This window comes from Desulfoluna sp. CLI2B (assembly GCF_056847375.1).
In genome coordinates this window covers 1,530,987-1,545,400 of record NZ_CP186557.1, presented here as the reverse complement: position 1 = coordinate 1,545,400, position 14,414 = coordinate 1,530,987, and the positions used below count along the sequence as shown (strand labels likewise).

Below are 14,414 nucleotides of genomic sequence, written 5' to 3'. Positions count from 1 at the left end.
TTTGATTTTCTCACCCTTCGGGGGAGCCGGGCTACCCGGCCCGTCGCCGTCCCCACACAGCCTGCAGGGGATCTGCCTCCCGCTTTTGCGGGAAATAGGGATCCGACACCGGCCTTGGCCAGCCCCGGCGGCTTTCCGTGTGGTACTCGGTAAACGCCTCTGCGGCACGAAAATATTCAAGGACAAGCCCCATACGCTCAAAGGGATGAATCTCGGGCCAGGGCTGGGTGGCCTTGGGAGGAAACCAGCGATCGGAAAAGGTCAGGGCAAAAAGCCCGCCGGGCCGGAGCACCCGGGCAACCTCTTTGAAAAGAGCCACGGGATGGATGGCATACTCCACGGAAGCAGTGCACACCACGGCATCAAAGGAGGCGTCGTCATAGGGAAGCACGGGACGGGCGTTGAGGTCATGGACGGTACGAACCCCCAGTATGGCATTGCGGTCGAGCTCCTCGCCGTTCATCCCCAGCCCCGTGACCCGACAGGACCCTAAAGCGTCCGGCAAATGGGAGTCCCAGGATGCCATGAGGTCCAGAACGTCCGAGCCGTCGGTGAGCAGGCAGCCGTAAAGGGCCCGCACCTGCCCCTCGGCCTCGGCGTCCAGATGCTGCACAAGGCGGGGCGAGGCATAAAATACGGCATCATCCGGCCCTTCCGGCCGTTGCAGCGGGGTTCCGTCCACGCAAAGGTCGGGAGCTTGAAACAGCGCCTGCATACCGGGTCCGTCACCTGTGACGGATTCTGCTATCTCACGGCAACGCCCGGCCATGGACCGGTTCGACTCCTCGACGCAGTGAAGGCGAATGCCCAGGTCCAGGGGAAGCCCTGCCAGGGGGTGGTTCAGATCCAGGGTCACCCGCGTTTCGGTGACCTCCAGCACCTGCATGGGGCGTATGTCCTGGGGAAAAACGCCCAGGGCCCCGGACGCCACACCCCGGGGCAGGAAAAATCCCGGAACAATCCCGAAGGGGAGCCCCTGAGGAGGAGGCGAGACCTGACGGCGTGGGATGGTCCTCACCAGCTCCCCTGATCTCAACGGAAGCAACTCACCGGGTTCAAAGGCATGGCGAAGGGTCTCTCCCACCTGCCAGCCCTTCATGCCACGGCGCAGAGCCGCCGGGATGATGTCCCGCCACACGTTCACCGCCGGAATAAACAGGCGCTCCGTGTGACAGGCGTCGTCGCTGACCCACTTCAGGATGACCTCCACATCCGCATCCCCTTCAAGGATTGGCTCGCCCATACCATGCCTCCCAAACAAGGAAAAGTTCAGTAAACCTTGAAATAATTATTCCAAGGCGCTATAGCCACCATGGATTCCAGTATATAGCCAATCGCCGGGAGAAGACACCCGGAACATAGCGATACCATAATAAATAAGGATCATCCCACGTGCCTCGCAGCACCTCAGGTGAAACCGGCGGGGCCACCCAATGCATGTCAGGAGGAACCATGAAGGAACTGTTCGACACCATTCGCCTTGGCAACCTTGAACTGAAAAACCGATGCATCCGCGCCGCCACCTGGGAGGGCATCGCCGACGAGAGCGGTCATATCAACGACAAGGTCATGGACCTCTACAGGGATCTCGCCAAAGGTGGGGCGTCAGCCATCATCACCGGCTACGCCTTTGTACTGAAAGACGAGCAGCCCAACCCCAAGATGTTCGGCGCTTACGACGACACCTTCGTGGACACGTACAAGCCCCTCACCGACATGGTGCACGACAACGGCAGCAAGATCTTCCTCCAGCTTGTCTACGGCGGCTCTTTCACCTGGTTCGACACGGAAAACAGGGAGATCTGGGGACCATCCGCCGTGACCAATAAAATCTCCGGGGTCACCCCCAAGGAGATGACGCCCCTGGACATCCAGACCCTCATCGAAGCCTTCGGCGACGCGGCCAGGCGAGCTGACGGCGTGGAGATCCACGCCGGCCACGGCTACCTCCTCAACCAGTTCCTCTCCCCCTTCTTCAACCGGCGGGAAGATGTCTTCGGCGGAAGCAGCGAAAAAAGAGCCCGGGTCATCTTTGATGTCTTCGAGAACATCCGCAAGAAAACCGCCCCGGATTTCCCCGTGCTCATCAAACTCAACTGCTCGGATTTCATGGGCACCAAAGGGTTCACCTTTGAAGAGTGCCTGGCCCTGTGCAAAAAGCTGGACGCCATGGGCATCGACGGCATCGAGATCAGCGGCGGCCCCGTGTTCCGTGCCCCAAAAACAGAAAAAGAGACCACCTATGAGGTGACTCTTTCCGCAAACGATTCCTATTTCAGCGACTACGCCCGGGTCATTGCCGAGGCCGTGGACACCCCGGTGATCCTCGTGGGCGGCAACCGCTCCACGGCCACCATGGAACAGCTCCTGGCCGACACCGACATCGCCGCCTTCTCCTTCTCACGGCCCCTACTCTGCGAGCCCGACCTCATCAACAAATGGCAGGCCGACAAAACCGTCAAACCCCGCTGCACCTCCTGCGGCCAGTGCTCCGCCCTCGGCGCGCGGATTTCCTGCATCCAGAACCGGGAAAAGACGAGCCGTAGCGTTGAAAACAGCCTCCGGCGGCGAGGTGAGCCACCTCGAAAGCTTATTGCCATTGCGCTTTGCCCTTCGTTCCTCAGGGCAAAGCGCAATGGCCTTCGGCTCGGGCTGCGCCCGACATAAGCGCTAATGGATTGTGCGGGCTGGCTCACAAGCTTCGACGTCACAGGATACGTTGTCGCTACTTGCCCATTACCGATTTAACCGCACTGCCTTCTATGGTTAAAGTGCTTGGAAAAGCCTACCTCCGGCGGCCAGGGGATTTTTGGCCTAAGTGGCTTCCATGAGATGGCCCGTCAAGTGCTTTGAAATATGTTTGTCAAACTTTTCAAAAGTTTGGCCCCCGGCAGGGCCGCCGGAGGCGTCTTTAACCTGGCTGACCCGGAGCCATGGCCAGGCTCCGTGTGGCCACCTGCTGCCGGACGCCCTGGTCATGGAAAATGCCCAGAAACGCGGTGCCATTCTTCCTGGCCTCTTCCATGAGGTCACAGACGGTGCGTGTGTTGGCCGGATCCAGGGAGGCGGTGGGCTCGTCCAGGAGCATCACCGGGTAGGGCACGGCAAACCCGCGGGCGATGTTGATGCGCTGCTGCTCGCCCCCGGAAAAGGTGGTGGGGGACAGGTCCCAGAGCCGCTCCGGGATCCTAAGCCGTTCCAGCAGGGTCCGGGCCCTCTGCCCGGCAAGATCTGACGGCATGCCCCGTCCCAGCATGGGCTCCATCACCACGTCCAGGGCCGAGACCCTGGGAATCACCCGGAGAAACTGGCTCACATACCCGATGGTGGTGTTGCGCACCGCCACGACCTCCATGGGGGTAAGCCCCCCCATCTCCACGACCCGCCCCTGATGACGAACCCACACCCGTCCGGTCTCCATGCGGTAATTACCGTAGACCAGCTTCAACAAGGTGCTCTTGCCCGCCCCGGACGGTCCCTCAAGGACCACGGCTTCCCCGGGTGCAAGGGAAAGACTCACCTCATCGAGGACCGGGATCGTCACGTTCCCCTGGGTGTGCAGGCAAAAGGTCTTCCTGATTTTCTCTATATTGACAACCCATTCCATAGATAAACTCCCTGTAATGTTTCCAAAGCGTGTGCCTGCAGGGTACAACCCGGCAAGGTGTACCCCCTTCAAAGCATTTTGCAAATGCGCTTTGCCCCTTGTCCCCTGGAGTGCGGCGCTCCATTTCGGCCGTTTTTTCAACCGTTTTACCCATAGAAGCCACCGAGGGTATGCGGTAGGGTGCGCTTGCGCACCGCCGAAAAATGGTAGAGGTCTTAAGAGCAACTCAATGGGCCAAAACCGAAGAGACCAGCAGCTGGGTGTAGGGATGCTGGGGGTCGTCCAGAATCTGGTCCGTGAGCCCCTCCTCGACCACGCGCCCGGCCCGCATCACCAGGAGGCGATGGGCCAGGAGCCTGGCCACGGCCAGGTCGTGGGTCACGATGACCATGGAGAGCGAGAGCTGGGTCACGAGGTGCCGCATGATGTCCAGGACCCTGGCCTGCACCGAGACGTCCAGGCCGCTTGTGGGCTCGTCCATGAAGATGAGGCGCGGGTTGGTGATGAGGTTCCGTGCGATCTGGAGGCGCTGCTGCATGCCCCCGGAAAAGTGGGCGGGGATATCGTCCACGCGGTCCGCCCCGATCTCCACCCGCTCCAGCCACGCCATGGCCTTGCGGCGGATCCCGCCGTAGTGGCGCTCTCCGTTGGCCATGAGACGCTCGCCGATGTTGCCCCCGGCGCTGACGTGCATGCGCAGGCCGTCCCGCGGGTTCTGGTGCACGATGCCCATCTCCGTGCGAATCACCCGGCGCACCAGCTGCTCCGGGGAGCGGTTCATGTCCACCGCCCCGCAGGCGGCCTGGTAGACCACGGTGCCGGAGGTGGCCCGAAGCTGCCCGGACAGGCACCCCAAAAGGGTCGACTTGCCGGAGCCCGACTCCCCAACGATGCCCAGCACCTCCCCGGGGTGCATGGTAAAGCCGACGCCCTCGCACCCCAGCTGCGGCCCGTAGGTCTTGCACAGGTTCGTGACGGTGAGCAGTGCCTCATCGCCCATCTTGCCCCCCTTCCCTGCGTTGCCGGCAGTAATCGGTATCCGAGCAGACATGCATGGTCCCTCCCTTGTCGTCGGTGATGATCTCATCCAGGTAGCTTTCCGTTGCCCCGCACAGGGCGCAGCTCATCTCCCAGGACTCCACCTCAAAGGGATAGTCCTCAAAATCCAGGCTCCGAACCTCGGTGTACGGTGGCACGGCGTAGATCCGCTTCTCCCGCCCGGCCCCGAAGAGCTGAAGGGCGGGCATGCGGTCCATCTTGGGGTTGTCGAACTTGGGGATGGGGGACGGGCTCATGACGTACCGGCCCGCCACCTGCACGGGGTAGTCAAAGCCGGTCATGATGCGGTCGTGTTTGGCGATGTCCTCGTAGAGCTTCACCTGCATGGCGCCGTACTCCATGAGGGCGTGCATCTTTTCGGTTTCGGTGCGGCTCGGCTCGATGAAGACCAGGGGCTCGGGCAGGGGCACCTGGTAGACCATGACCTGGCCTTCGGCAAGGGGCGTCTCCGGGATGCGGTGGCGCGTCTGGATCACCGTGGCCTCGTCCGTCCGGGTGGTGGTATCCACCCCCGCAGTCTTGGAAAAAAAGGAGCGGATACTTACCGCGTTGGTGGTGTCGTCTGCCCCCTGGTCGATGACCTTCAGGGTGTCGTCCGGGCCGATGATGGAGGCGGTGATCTGGATGCCGCCGGTGCCCCACCCGTAAGGCAGGGGGATCTCCCGGCTCCCGAAGGGCACCTGAAAGCCCGGGATGGCCACCGCTTTCAGGAGGCTCCTGCGGATCATCCGCTTGGTCTGCTCATCCAGAAACGCAAAATTGTAGCCCTCCAGGGGGCCGTTTTGGTCCGTCTCCGGTGCCGTGGTCTCAGTTGGGGATTGCATCGTGGATTCTGTGTCCTTCTCTGTGGTCTTTCCGGAGGTCTCGCAAGAGCACCAGCTCGGATTGAAAATCGACGTAATGGGGCAGTTTGAGGTGCTGCACAAACCCCGAAGCTTCCAGGCTGTCGCAGTGGCCGAGGACAAATTCCTCATCCTGGGCGGGGTATGCCACCGTCTCCCCCAGCTCCCGGCTGCAGAGGGTCCTGTCCACAATGGCCATGGCCATGGCTTTGCGCTCGGACCTTCCGAAGGTCAGGCCGTAGCCCTGGGTGAGGGCCGGGGCCTCCCCTTTCGTTGAGGGTCCGGGTGGGGTGATCATCACGCACTCGGTGACGGTGATCTCCCCTATCACCACGGGAAACCCCAGCTCTTCGGGCACCATCTCCAGGGCCACCTCCCCCATGCGGATCTCCCCTGCAAAGGGGTGGTCCGAGGAGCCGAAGCCCCTCTGGGCTGAGTAGGCCATGGAGAGCAGAAAGCCTTCGTCTCCCCTACTCAGAGCCTGGAGCCGCACGGGCCGCTCCGCAGGAAACGCCAGGGGCTGGCGGGTCATGTCCCCGGGCTCTTCGTCTCCGTCCTCGTCACCGGCCATGAGCCCTTCGGCGGCCAGAAGGTCTGCCACCCGGGGGCAGGAAACGTCTTCCACGGCAGGCTCCGGGGGCGCCTGGGCCACCCGGAGGGTCTTGGCTCCCTGGCGGGGCCGCTCCAGGGAAAAATCCAGCAACCGGTGGGTGTAATCGTAGGTGGGCCCCAGCATCTGGCCCCCGGGCAGGTCCTTAAAGGTGGCCGAGATCCGCCGCCGCATATGCATGGCCGAGGTGTCCAGGGGCTGGGTAAAGCCGATGCGCGGCAAGGTGGTCCGATACGCCCTCAACAGAAACACGGCCTCGGCCAGGTCCCCTTGCGCCTGTTTTACAGCAATGGCTGCCAGGCGCCTGTCGCAGAGCGAGCCTTCGTTCATCACCCGGTCCACGGCAAGGCCCATCTGCTCTTCGATCTGCTCGACGGTCAACTCCGGTACCGACACATCGCCCCTGCGCTCCTCGGCCAACAGGGCGTGGGCTTGTTCGATGGCCTTCTCCCCTCCTTTTACCGCTACATACATGGCGTCTCTTCCCAGTCTGTTGTCCGCGGCATGGCCGCGATACGGTTGTTGCAGGCAAAAAGGATATCCACCCCAATGGGAAACAGGGCCCGGGCGTTTTTCCGACTGCTCCAGAAATGATCGGGCAGTCCCCCGGCATCCAGATCGCAGGACCCGTCGATGCCCGGCCCCATAAGCCGTTTGCCCGGGCGCGCTTCCAGGTGCTCCACCTGGAGGATCAGGGTGGTGGACTGATGGGGGCTCCCCTCGCTGCCCAAACAGAAGCTCTCCAGCCGAGGCATGGACTCCGGCCGGGTGACAAGGGCAAAGTCGGCCTCGGAGACCGAGGTGCCCATGGGAGACCCGCAGTGAAAGGTCACCCACTGAAGGGCCGACGCCCCCCTGGGAAGATCCGTCCACAACGAGGTTTCAAAATCCAGCAGGGTCAGGGCCAGGGCCGTGGTGGCCTCGTCCAGCCCCTCCACGGGGACCCACTCGTCCAGCTCGATGATGCGGCCCGGATGGGCCATGGCATCCAAAACCTGCCGGAAGACCTTCTGGGTACCGAGGGCCGGGTTGGCGAACCCTTCGGCGATCTCGTTTAAATTCATGGCTGTCTGCATCTATTCTCCCCTTACCATGGTGAAAAAATCGACACGGGTGGCATCCGTCTTTTCCGACGCGCGCCGCCTCTCCTCTGCCAGCTCACCGGCCAGGGGCTCCACCACCCTGGCCATCACCTCGCTATGGGCCCTGCTGTCCTGCAGCAAGGCGTCGAAAACCGCAGCGAGCTCCGCGTGACGCACCCGGGTGCCCCTGACGTAGGCACACCCGCTGAAGCCGGTCTCGGTCTGCACCGCGCACCGGGTGACAGGCACCTCCCCGAAGTTGAAGGGACGCCCCTGCCCCCCGGTGCGGGCCCGCACCATCACCATGGCCGTCTCCGGGGGACGCAGGAAGGTGTATGCCGGTTTGCCCGGCACCTCCTGCCAGGCCGCCTCCAGGGACGCCAGGGGAGCCCGGGCAAGGATCCCCATCCACTGCTGCCGCTCTTGTTGTTCCTGTGTGTTCTGCATCATCAGATAAATCTGCTCCTCAGCTTGCCGCAGGCATAATCCAGAAGGCTGACGCTGACGATGACCATGATCATCATGGTGGCCACCTCCCGGTACTCAAACCCGTTGATCTTGTCGAACATAAGAAACCCGATGCCCCCGGCCCCGCAAAAGCCCAGGATGGTGGCGCTGCGCACGTTGGACTCGAACCGCAGGAGGCTGTAGCTCACCACCAGGGGCATCACCTGGGGCAGCACGGAAAAGGAGATCACCTGCAGGTTCCCCGCCCCGCTGGCCACCAGGGCCTCCATCTGGCCGGGGTCGATGGCCTCGATGGCCTCGCTCACCACCTTGCCCAGGATGCCGAAGGTGTGGCAGAACCCAGGGCAAAGGGCCCCAGACCGATGACCGCCACAAAAATCAGGGCCATGACAAACTCGTTAAAGCCCCGGCAGAAGTCCAGGAAGCGCCGCACACCGACGTGGCAGAGCCAGCGAAGGGCCCGGTGCCGCCGCCCCTCCCCCTGGACCAGCAGGGCCAGGGTGTTTTCGGCGGCGCACATGGCCGCCGGAATGGCCAGCACCACGGCAAAGAGGGTTCCCCACACGGCCATGGCGATGGTCTCCACCAGTCCGTGGCCGTACTCCGAAAGGGCCGAAGGCGAGGTCTCCGGCGGAAAAAAGCCCCCCTTCTTGTCCCGGAGGATCTGGCGGTATTCCCGCTCCACAAAGGCCTCGCGCTCGGCTTCGGGTTTCCTGGACAGGAGCTCGTCGGCCAGGGCCTCGGTCTCCTTGTGCATGGCCATGCCCAGGGGCATCTCCTTTCCTGCGCGGGCCAGCCGTTTTTTCAGCTCCTCTCCGGCCTCTTCCATGGCAACGATCTTCAAAAGGTTCTCCGCCTGGATCCTGGCGTCCTTTCGGTCGAACTCGGTGAGCTCGCGGCCGAAGAGATAGGTGGCGGCATTCTCACGTTTCTCGATAAAAGCCATGGGGTCGATGCCCACGAACCAGTGAGCCATAGACACGCCGCCCACCAGCCACAAGGGCGAAAAGCCCCCGGGTCACTGTCTGAAAAGGCGTCTTGACCGGCTTCAGGCTCAGTCGTGTGATGACCTGGGTCTGGTTCATTTGGCCGCCATCTTCTTTTTGAGGTATTTCAGGTACCGGATGGTGTCGTAGGTGCTGTCGTCGGCAAACCCGTACCCCCCGTTCTGGAGGTGGGCCATGCCCTCTTTGTCCCCATTGAAGGAGAGAAGGGCCCCGGCAAAGGCGGCTTTCAGGCTTTCAGGCAGGTCTTTGCGGGCGGCCATGGGGGCCCCGGGGATCAGCTCCGAGGTCCAGAGGACCCGAAAGTCATCCAGGGTGGCCTGGCCCTTCTGGATCATCCGGTCCAGGTCGATGTTGTTGGTGGCGGCCACCTCCACGGTTCCGTTTTTCACCGAGAGGATGGAAGCCCCGTGGGACCCGGAGAACTTCACCTGGCGAAAGTAGGCTTCGGGCTTCACCTTCAGGTCCCGGGCAAAGAGGATGTTGGGCACCAGGTAGCCGGAGGTGGAGTTGGGATCGGTAAAGGCAAACACCTTTCCCTTGATCTGGGAAAGGGTCTTGATGGGCGAGTCCTTGCGGGTGATGATCACCCCGTAGTACCCGGGTTCCCCCGCTTTGTTCAGCTCCAGGGCAATGGCCTGGGCGTCGGCCTTCTTGGCGGCCTCCACGTAACTCTTGGGACCGAAGTAGGCAAAATCGAGGTGCTTGTGAGCCATGGCCGTGATCACGCCGGAGTAATCACTGGCGCTGATGATCTCCACCTCCACGCCCAGGCTCTTCTTCACGTGGTCGGCCAGGGGCTGAAACCGCGACTCCACGGCCGAGCCCCCTTCCGTGGGGATAAAACCGATACGGATCTTTTGGGGCCACTGAGCCTGGGAAGCCGACGCCGTCCCCGAAAGGATCAGACCGATACACATCACACACACCGCGGTCAATCGTCTTGCGTTGTCAAACATGGGATCTCCTTTGTGCTGTTCGTTATGTTACGGATAAATCGTATCGATGCCATTGGCAGCCGGAGGCTGCCTTTTTCAATTCAGGCGCAGGCCGCCAGGGTGGGGTCATCGGAGCGCGGGCCGTAGACGTCCCGAATGATCGCGTCGGTGAGGGCCTCCGGCGGGCCGTCAAAGACCATGCCCCCTGCTAAGATGCCGATGATGCGTTTGGCGTAGCGCCTGGCAAAGTCGATGTGATGAAGATTCACCACCACGGGGATGCCCTGCTCCTCATGGATTCGCCGAAGCAGCCCCATGATGACCTCCGAGCTTTTGGGGTCGAGGCTGGCGATGGGTTCGTCGGCAAGGAAGAGGGCCGGGTTCTGGGCCAGGGTCCGGGCGATGGCCACCCGTTGCTGCTGGCCGCCGGAGAGGGAATCGGCGCGCTGGTAGGCCAGGTTCCCGATGCCCACCTGGTTGAGGAGGCTGAAGGCCAGCTCCTGCTCCGCCTCGGAGAAGAGCCTCAGCAGTGATCCCGTGTGGGAGAGCAGCGTGGTGCAGAACCGGAGCCGCCCCACCAACACGTTTTCCAGGACCGTGAGCCGCCGGACCAGGTTGAACTGCTGAAAGATCATGCCCACCTGCTGGCGGACCCGGCGAAGCTTACGCCCGGTGGCCCGGGTGATCTCCTCCCCGTTCAGGAACATGTCGCCGCTGGAGGGGTTCACCAGGCGGTTGAGGCACCTCAGAAGGGTTGACTTTCCCGCCCCGGAGGAGCCGATGATGACGATAAAATCATCCTTTCGCACGGCAAGGGAGATCCCCCGAATCGCTTCGGTGCCGTTGGGGTACACCTTGCCCAGGTTCCGGGTCTCCAGCACGGTGTCGGCCAGGGTTGGATCAAGCGGCCGGATGGTGTCGCTCATGGCGCGGCCCTCCTTTGGCGGTTTCCGTGACGCAGGCAGGGGTTCCCTGCCCCTCCCCCGATCCGGGGGCGGCGTAGTGCACCATGCGGCCTCCCACCCAGCTCTGGATAATCCGCGCCCAGGGTTCGCTGCGGTCCACCACCAACAAGTCTGCCTTTTCCCCGGGGGCCAGGGTCCCCAGTCCTTTACGGATAAAACGCCCCGGCCCGGAGGTCACAAGGGAGAGGGCGTAATCCGGGGAGGTGTCCAGGGTCTTTGAAGGGTGCCTGGAGCATGCACTCGGGGTAGTAGTCACTGAGCAGGCCGTGGCAAAGCCCTCGCGAGACGGTCTCCGCCGCCTTGAGGTGTCCGCCGGAAGAGCGCCCCCTCACCAGGTTGGGCGCACCCATGAACACCCGCATGCCCTCTTTCACGGCCCGTTTTGCCGCATCCACGGAAAGGGGAAACTCACTGGCCGTTGCGCCCAGGGCCTTGACCAGGCCGACCTTCTCGGGGGTGTCGTCGTCGTGGCTCAAAAAGGGAAGCCCTTCGGCCGAAACCCGCCGGGCAAAGGAGGAGAGGGCATTCCACCCGGCCTCCCGGCACGCTGTTTTGCGATGGGCCATGCCCACGATCTCCTCATAGGCATCCCCACCGGCTCCGGCGTAGTAATCCACAAAGGCGCCCAGGGTGGTGAACTGTCCCTGGCCCGGGGTGTGGTCCATGACCGAGACCATGTCGATGAGGCCCTCGTCCAGAAGCCGGGTAAGGACCTTGCATCCCTCTTCGGCCCCCACCTCGTACCTGGCATGGACCAGGTGACGGACCATGGCCCCGGAGGAGCGGTCAAAGGCTTTGACCATGCGAATGATGCGCTCCACCTCCCCCGGGGACCTTAAGCCCAGCTCGTTGTCTGCAAAGCTGAGGGCATGGCAGTAGGTGGTGATACCGCAGGAGGCGATGCGCCGGTCCAGGTTGCGAAGAGCAAACTCAAAATCAAAATAGACCCCGGGGCGCATCTCGATGCTCTGCTCCAGGGCGTCGGAGTGGAGGTCCACCAGGCCCGGCATGATCAGCCGTCCCCCGGCGTCCAGGGTCACGGTTCCCCGGGGAGGCTGATCCCCTTCGGTCACCTCGAGCACCCCCTTTTCGCTGAAAAGAACCGACCCACGCTCCAGCAGGCGCTCTCCGTCAAACACCGCACCACCGGTGAGGCATATCGTGCTGTCCATAATCTGCTCCTGTTGTGATCTCCGTTTCCGGCAGGATGGCGGAAGAGGTCAGCGCCCCGCCGCATCCGGCCGTTCGTCTTCAACTGTCATAAGGAAAATAGAGGGGAAATGTTGGGAAATGACCGCGAAACGGTTAGCACTGTGTTAAACGCAATATCGCCGTGGGTGATATATAAGGAGAGGATCGGAAAAAAGGCTATGCCCTTACCTGGTGATGGCAGCCGGGCACAAAGTGCGTGAGGAGATCGATGAAGTGTGAGACCGAGGCCTCAAGGGAGTCGTTGTTCCGAGGGGTCTGGGTTAAATGTCGAGAAGCGGGGCAAGGGTGTCCGAGTGGCTGAGCCTGGCTTCAATCTGGGCTTCGGTTTCCCGGTTTCTGCGCAGGAGCCTTTTTTTGAGGATCTCGCGTTCCGCCTCGATATGGATCACCACCATCTCGGGATAGCGCCGGGCAGCCTCGCCAAGGTAACCCCGGGAGCCATTAACCACCACGCTCACGCCCCGGTCAAGCCAGCCGTCGATTTCGGCGCCGATGCCGTAGCCGTTGCCGTGGCTCTCCCAGGACAGGGCAAACAGCCCGAGCTCCCGCCTCTGGCAGAACTCTTCACGGGACAGGGCCACATGGTTCTCGCCCCCCGCATCCGCAGGGCGGGTAATGTATCGGTGGGCAAACAGCACCGGTGCCGAGCCGTTGAGCTCAGAGCGTGCCTCGGTGCACAGGGTATCTTTTCCGGCGCCCGACGCGCCGGTGACGTAAAAAAGTGTTCCGTTTTCCATGGGAAGGTATCCTCTGTTCGGGGTCAAGGCCCGAATGAACGGACCGGGATCTGCATGGATCAGCATGGGCTCCCATGGTGAGGTTTATATTACAATCGGGTGATAAAATCATGTTGCAATGGGCTCATTCGTTTCAATCGTCCTTCAACGGATGTATAATTCGGCACGACCTGCCCGGACGGGCCATGTCAGCCATCACTGTTCAGCCCGCCTTCGGCCTGGCAGAAAACCCAACACACCAAATGGAAAAAAGAGACCATGACGCATATCATCAAGGCCACCCTCCTCTTCGACGGCAAGGGAGGCACCGCCACCGACCGATACATCACCATTGAAAACGACCGCATCGCAAGCATCTCTGAAACCGCAACCCGCTGGGACTCGGAAGGGATCGTGACCCCCGCCTTCATAGATCCCCACTCCCACATCGGCATGGAACGCGAAGGGGAGCCCTCACGGGAGGGGGAGGCCAACGACGAAATCGCCCAGATCCTGCCCCTGGTGGACCCGGTGGACAGCCTCTACTTCGACGACCGCGCTTTCTCCGATGCCGTGGACTTCGGGGTCCTGTACAGCTGCGTGGTGCCGGGAAGCGGCAACCTCATCGGCGGCAAGGCCAGGGTGATCCGAAACTTTGCCCGGTACCGGGACGAAGCCGTGATCAAAGACTACGGCTACAAGATGGCCCTGGGCTACAACCCCCGCTCCACCACGGACTGGAAAGGGGATCGCCCCACCACCCGCATGGGGATCTACGCCATGCTCGAAAAGCGCTTTGACGAGGTGCTCCTTAAAAAGGAGAAGGCCGCCCTTGCAAAGGAGAAAAAACTCAACGAACTCTCGGACAAGCAGGCCAAGGGCGAGATCAACGAAACCGACCACGCCTTTGAGGCCGATGTCATCGAACGCGAATACCTCCTCTCCTTCGATCCCGAAGACAGCGCCCTGCTGGAGCTTCTCAGCGGCGAAAAAATCGCAAAAGTCCACGTGCACAAGGAAGACGACATTCTCTATCTCATCAAGCTCGTGGAAAAGTGCCCCCCGGTCTCTCCGTCACCTGCGATCACGCCTGCGATGTCTTCCACACCGAGATCTTCAACAAGCTCGCCGAACGGGAGATCCCCGTGGTTTACGGCCCCATCGGCTCCGTGGGCTACAAGGTGGAGCTCAAACACGCCGTTTACAAAAACACGGCCAAGCTCATGGCCTCTGAGGCCTTTTACACCCTCATGAGCGACCACCCCGTGACCCTTTCAGCCTCCCTCCGGGACGGGCTGAAGTTCTTCCTGATGCACGGCATGGACGAAGCCGAGGCCATCAGCCTGATCACCGGCAAAAGCGCCGCCGTCCTGGGCATCGACGACCAGCTCGGCACCATCGAAGAGGGAAAGCTCGCCAGCCTCCTGGTCTGGGAAAAGCCCCCCTTCCATTTAGGAGCGGTTCCTTCCGAAGTGTTTGCGGAAGGGAAGAAAATCAGATAGAAAGCCCCGCCCCTTTGCCCCGGGCTGCCCATTACAGGCGCAGTCCGGGGCCCACTCCCTGCCGCGAAACACCCCGCCCACACCAGTCTATCAGCAATACCCGACACGCCATCCAGCCAGCCCGTTAGACATCAGGACATGGGCCGTACGAGGCGCCGCCGCGCCGGAAAAACCCGTCAAAATACCCCATGACACAAACTAATTTCCAGATAATCCCCAAACCATGGCAAACCCGGAACCATCAATAATAAATTGAAATAAAAATCGATTTAAAAGATGATCATTGTCTTTTTTTAGAAACATACGGAAAAAATCATAACAACTCAAAATATCTTTTAATCACACCTCCGCCACAAGCGATTGCTCTTGAAAAAACCGTTGAAGCAATTTGACACAGGCTTTCGCCGCC

General features: G+C 61.8%; 17 protein-coding genes. 3 read left to right on the top strand and 14 right to left on the bottom strand.

Annotation, left to right across the window (positions count from 1 at the left end; genetic code table 11):
* Nucleotides 1–31: 31 nt before the first annotated feature.
* Nucleotides 32–1,243, bottom strand: a complete 1,212-nt coding sequence (locus ACOYW2_RS07560; protein ID WP_482769989.1) for a methyltransferase domain-containing protein — start codon at nucleotides 1,241–1,243, stop codon at nucleotides 32–34.
* Nucleotides 1,244–1,452: 209 nt separating this feature from the next.
* On the opposite strand from ACOYW2_RS07560, the gene ACOYW2_RS07555 reads away from it, so the two are divergent.
* Nucleotides 1,453–2,667, top strand: a complete 1,215-nt coding sequence (locus ACOYW2_RS07555) for an NADH:flavin oxidoreductase (protein ID WP_482769988.1) — start codon at nucleotides 1,453–1,455, stop codon at nucleotides 2,665–2,667.
* A gap of 244 nt (nucleotides 2,668–2,911) precedes the next feature.
* Here ACOYW2_RS07555 and phnL read toward each other — a convergent pair whose 3' ends face one another.
* From phnL to phnN, 13 genes are all read right to left on the bottom strand, one after another.
* Entirely contained in the window at nucleotides 2,912–3,607 is a 696-nt protein-coding gene (gene phnL, locus ACOYW2_RS07550; protein ID WP_482769987.1) for a phosphonate C-P lyase system protein PhnL, read from the bottom strand.
* A 226-nt stretch (nucleotides 3,608–3,833) separates the two neighbouring features.
* Nucleotides 3,834–4,607: a phosphonate C-P lyase system protein PhnK gene (phnK, locus tag ACOYW2_RS07545; protein WP_482769986.1), complete on the bottom strand. Its 774-nt coding sequence runs from the start codon at nucleotides 4,605–4,607 to the stop codon at nucleotides 3,834–3,836.
* On the bottom strand, nucleotides 4,597–5,490 hold the full coding sequence (locus ACOYW2_RS07540; protein ID WP_482769985.1) for an alpha-D-ribose 1-methylphosphonate 5-phosphate C-P-lyase PhnJ: 894 nt from the start codon (nucleotides 5,488–5,490) through the stop codon (nucleotides 4,597–4,599). The genes phnK and ACOYW2_RS07540 overlap by 11 nt, the downstream gene beginning before the upstream one ends.
* Nucleotides 5,474–6,592 carry a carbon-phosphorus lyase complex subunit gene (locus ACOYW2_RS07535; protein ID WP_482769984.1) on the bottom strand — a complete coding sequence of 373 codons (1,119 nt, stop codon included), beginning with the start codon at nucleotides 6,590–6,592 and terminating at the stop codon, nucleotides 5,474–5,476. The genes ACOYW2_RS07540 and ACOYW2_RS07535 overlap by 17 nt, the downstream gene beginning before the upstream one ends.
* Nucleotides 6,583–7,194 (bottom strand): phosphonate C-P lyase system protein PhnH, encoded by a 612-nt coding sequence (phnH, locus tag ACOYW2_RS07530; RefSeq protein ID WP_482769983.1) that lies wholly within the window; start codon nucleotides 7,192–7,194, stop codon nucleotides 6,583–6,585. Before phnH ends, ACOYW2_RS07535 begins: the two co-directional genes overlap by 10 nt.
* Nucleotides 7,195–7,650, bottom strand: coding sequence for a phosphonate C-P lyase system protein PhnG (phnG, locus tag ACOYW2_RS07525; protein WP_482769982.1), 456 nt, complete (start codon nucleotides 7,648–7,650; stop codon nucleotides 7,195–7,197). It abuts the gene before it with no gap.
* Nucleotides 7,650–7,973 carry a PhnE/PtxC family ABC transporter permease gene (locus tag ACOYW2_RS07520; protein WP_482422382.1) on the bottom strand — a complete coding sequence of 108 codons (324 nt, stop codon included), beginning with the start codon at nucleotides 7,971–7,973 and terminating at the stop codon, nucleotides 7,650–7,652. Before ACOYW2_RS07520 ends, phnG begins: the two co-directional genes overlap by 1 nt.
* Nucleotides 7,970–8,644, bottom strand: coding sequence for a PhnE/PtxC family ABC transporter permease (locus ACOYW2_RS07515; protein ID WP_482769981.1), 675 nt, complete (start codon nucleotides 8,642–8,644; stop codon nucleotides 7,970–7,972). Before ACOYW2_RS07515 ends, ACOYW2_RS07520 begins: the two co-directional genes overlap by 4 nt.
* A 105-nt stretch (nucleotides 8,645–8,749) precedes the next feature.
* On the bottom strand, nucleotides 8,750–9,631 hold the full coding sequence (gene phnD, locus ACOYW2_RS07510) for a phosphonate ABC transporter substrate-binding protein (protein ID WP_482769980.1): 882 nt from the start codon (nucleotides 9,629–9,631) through the stop codon (nucleotides 8,750–8,752).
* An 80-nt stretch (nucleotides 9,632–9,711) separates the two neighbouring features.
* Nucleotides 9,712–10,536 (bottom strand): phosphonate ABC transporter ATP-binding protein, encoded by an 825-nt coding sequence (gene phnC / locus ACOYW2_RS07505; RefSeq protein ID WP_482769979.1) that lies wholly within the window; start codon nucleotides 10,534–10,536, stop codon nucleotides 9,712–9,714.
* Nucleotides 10,511–10,684, bottom strand: a complete 174-nt coding sequence (locus ACOYW2_RS07500; protein ID WP_482769978.1) for a hypothetical protein — start codon at nucleotides 10,682–10,684, stop codon at nucleotides 10,511–10,513. Before ACOYW2_RS07500 ends, phnC begins: the two co-directional genes overlap by 26 nt.
* 37 nt (nucleotides 10,685–10,721) lie before the next feature.
* Nucleotides 10,722–11,747 carry an alpha-D-ribose 1-methylphosphonate 5-triphosphate diphosphatase gene (locus ACOYW2_RS07495; RefSeq protein WP_482769977.1) on the bottom strand — a complete coding sequence of 342 codons (1,026 nt, stop codon included), beginning with the start codon at nucleotides 11,745–11,747 and terminating at the stop codon, nucleotides 10,722–10,724.
* A gap of 300 nt (nucleotides 11,748–12,047) precedes the next feature.
* Complete coding sequence (gene phnN, locus ACOYW2_RS07490) at nucleotides 12,048–12,524, bottom strand: phosphonate metabolism protein/1,5-bisphosphokinase (PRPP-forming) PhnN (protein ID WP_482769976.1); 477 nt, start codon at nucleotides 12,522–12,524, stop codon at nucleotides 12,048–12,050.
* 258 nt (nucleotides 12,525–12,782) lie between these two features.
* On the opposite strand from phnN, the gene ACOYW2_RS07485 reads away from it, so the two are divergent.
* The gene (locus tag ACOYW2_RS07485; RefSeq protein WP_482769975.1) at nucleotides 12,783–13,757 is read left to right on the top strand and encodes an amidohydrolase family protein; all 975 of its coding nucleotides are present in this window, start codon (nucleotides 12,783–12,785) and stop codon (nucleotides 13,755–13,757) included.
* Nucleotides 13,727–14,005 carry an amidohydrolase family protein gene (locus ACOYW2_RS07480; RefSeq protein ID WP_482769974.1) on the top strand — a complete coding sequence of 93 codons (279 nt, stop codon included), beginning with the start codon at nucleotides 13,727–13,729 and terminating at the stop codon, nucleotides 14,003–14,005. The genes ACOYW2_RS07485 and ACOYW2_RS07480 overlap by 31 nt, the downstream gene beginning before the upstream one ends.
* The last annotated feature ends 409 nt before the right edge of the window (nucleotides 14,006–14,414 follow it).

Bases quoted from the DNA above. Each gene is read 5' to 3' on its own strand.
- ACOYW2_RS07560 (WP_482769989.1), bottom strand. From the start codon at position 1,243: ATGGGCGAGCCAATCCTTGAAGGGGATGCGGATGTGGAGGTCATCCTG.
- ACOYW2_RS07555 (WP_482769988.1), top strand. From the start codon at position 1,453: ATGAAGGAACTGTTCGACACCATTCGCCTTGGCAACCTTGAACTGAAA.
- phnL (WP_482769987.1), bottom strand. From the start codon at position 3,607: ATGGAATGGGTTGTCAATATAGAGAAAATCAGGAAGACCTTTTGCCTG.
- phnK (WP_482769986.1), bottom strand. From the start codon at position 4,607: ATGGGCGATGAGGCACTGCTCACCGTCACGAACCTGTGCAAGACCTAC.
- ACOYW2_RS07540 (WP_482769985.1), bottom strand. From the start codon at position 5,490: ATGCAATCCCCAACTGAGACCACGGCACCGGAGACGGACCAAAACGGC.
- ACOYW2_RS07535 (WP_482769984.1), bottom strand. From the start codon at position 6,592: ATGTATGTAGCGGTAAAAGGAGGGGAGAAGGCCATCGAACAAGCCCAC.
- phnH (WP_482769983.1), bottom strand. From the start codon at position 7,194: ATGCAGACAGCCATGAATTTAAACGAGATCGCCGAAGGGTTCGCCAAC.
- phnG (WP_482769982.1), bottom strand. From the start codon at position 7,650: ATGATGCAGAACACACAGGAACAACAAGAGCGGCAGCAGTGGATGGGG.
- ACOYW2_RS07515 (WP_482769981.1), bottom strand. From the start codon at position 8,644: ATGGCTCACTGGTTCGTGGGCATCGACCCCATGGCTTTTATCGAGAAA.
- phnD (WP_482769980.1), bottom strand. From the start codon at position 9,631: ATGTTTGACAACGCAAGACGATTGACCGCGGTGTGTGTGATGTGTATC.
- phnC (WP_482769979.1), bottom strand. From the start codon at position 10,536: ATGAGCGACACCATCCGGCCGCTTGATCCAACCCTGGCCGACACCGTG.
- ACOYW2_RS07495 (WP_482769977.1), bottom strand. From the start codon at position 11,747: ATGGACAGCACGATATGCCTCACCGGTGGTGCGGTGTTTGACGGAGAG.
- phnN (WP_482769976.1), bottom strand. From the start codon at position 12,524: ATGGAAAACGGAACACTTTTTTACGTCACCGGCGCGTCGGGCGCCGGA.
- ACOYW2_RS07485 (WP_482769975.1), top strand. From the start codon at position 12,783: ATGACGCATATCATCAAGGCCACCCTCCTCTTCGACGGCAAGGGAGGC.
- ACOYW2_RS07480 (WP_482769974.1), top strand. From the start codon at position 13,727: ATGGCCTCTGAGGCCTTTTACACCCTCATGAGCGACCACCCCGTGACC.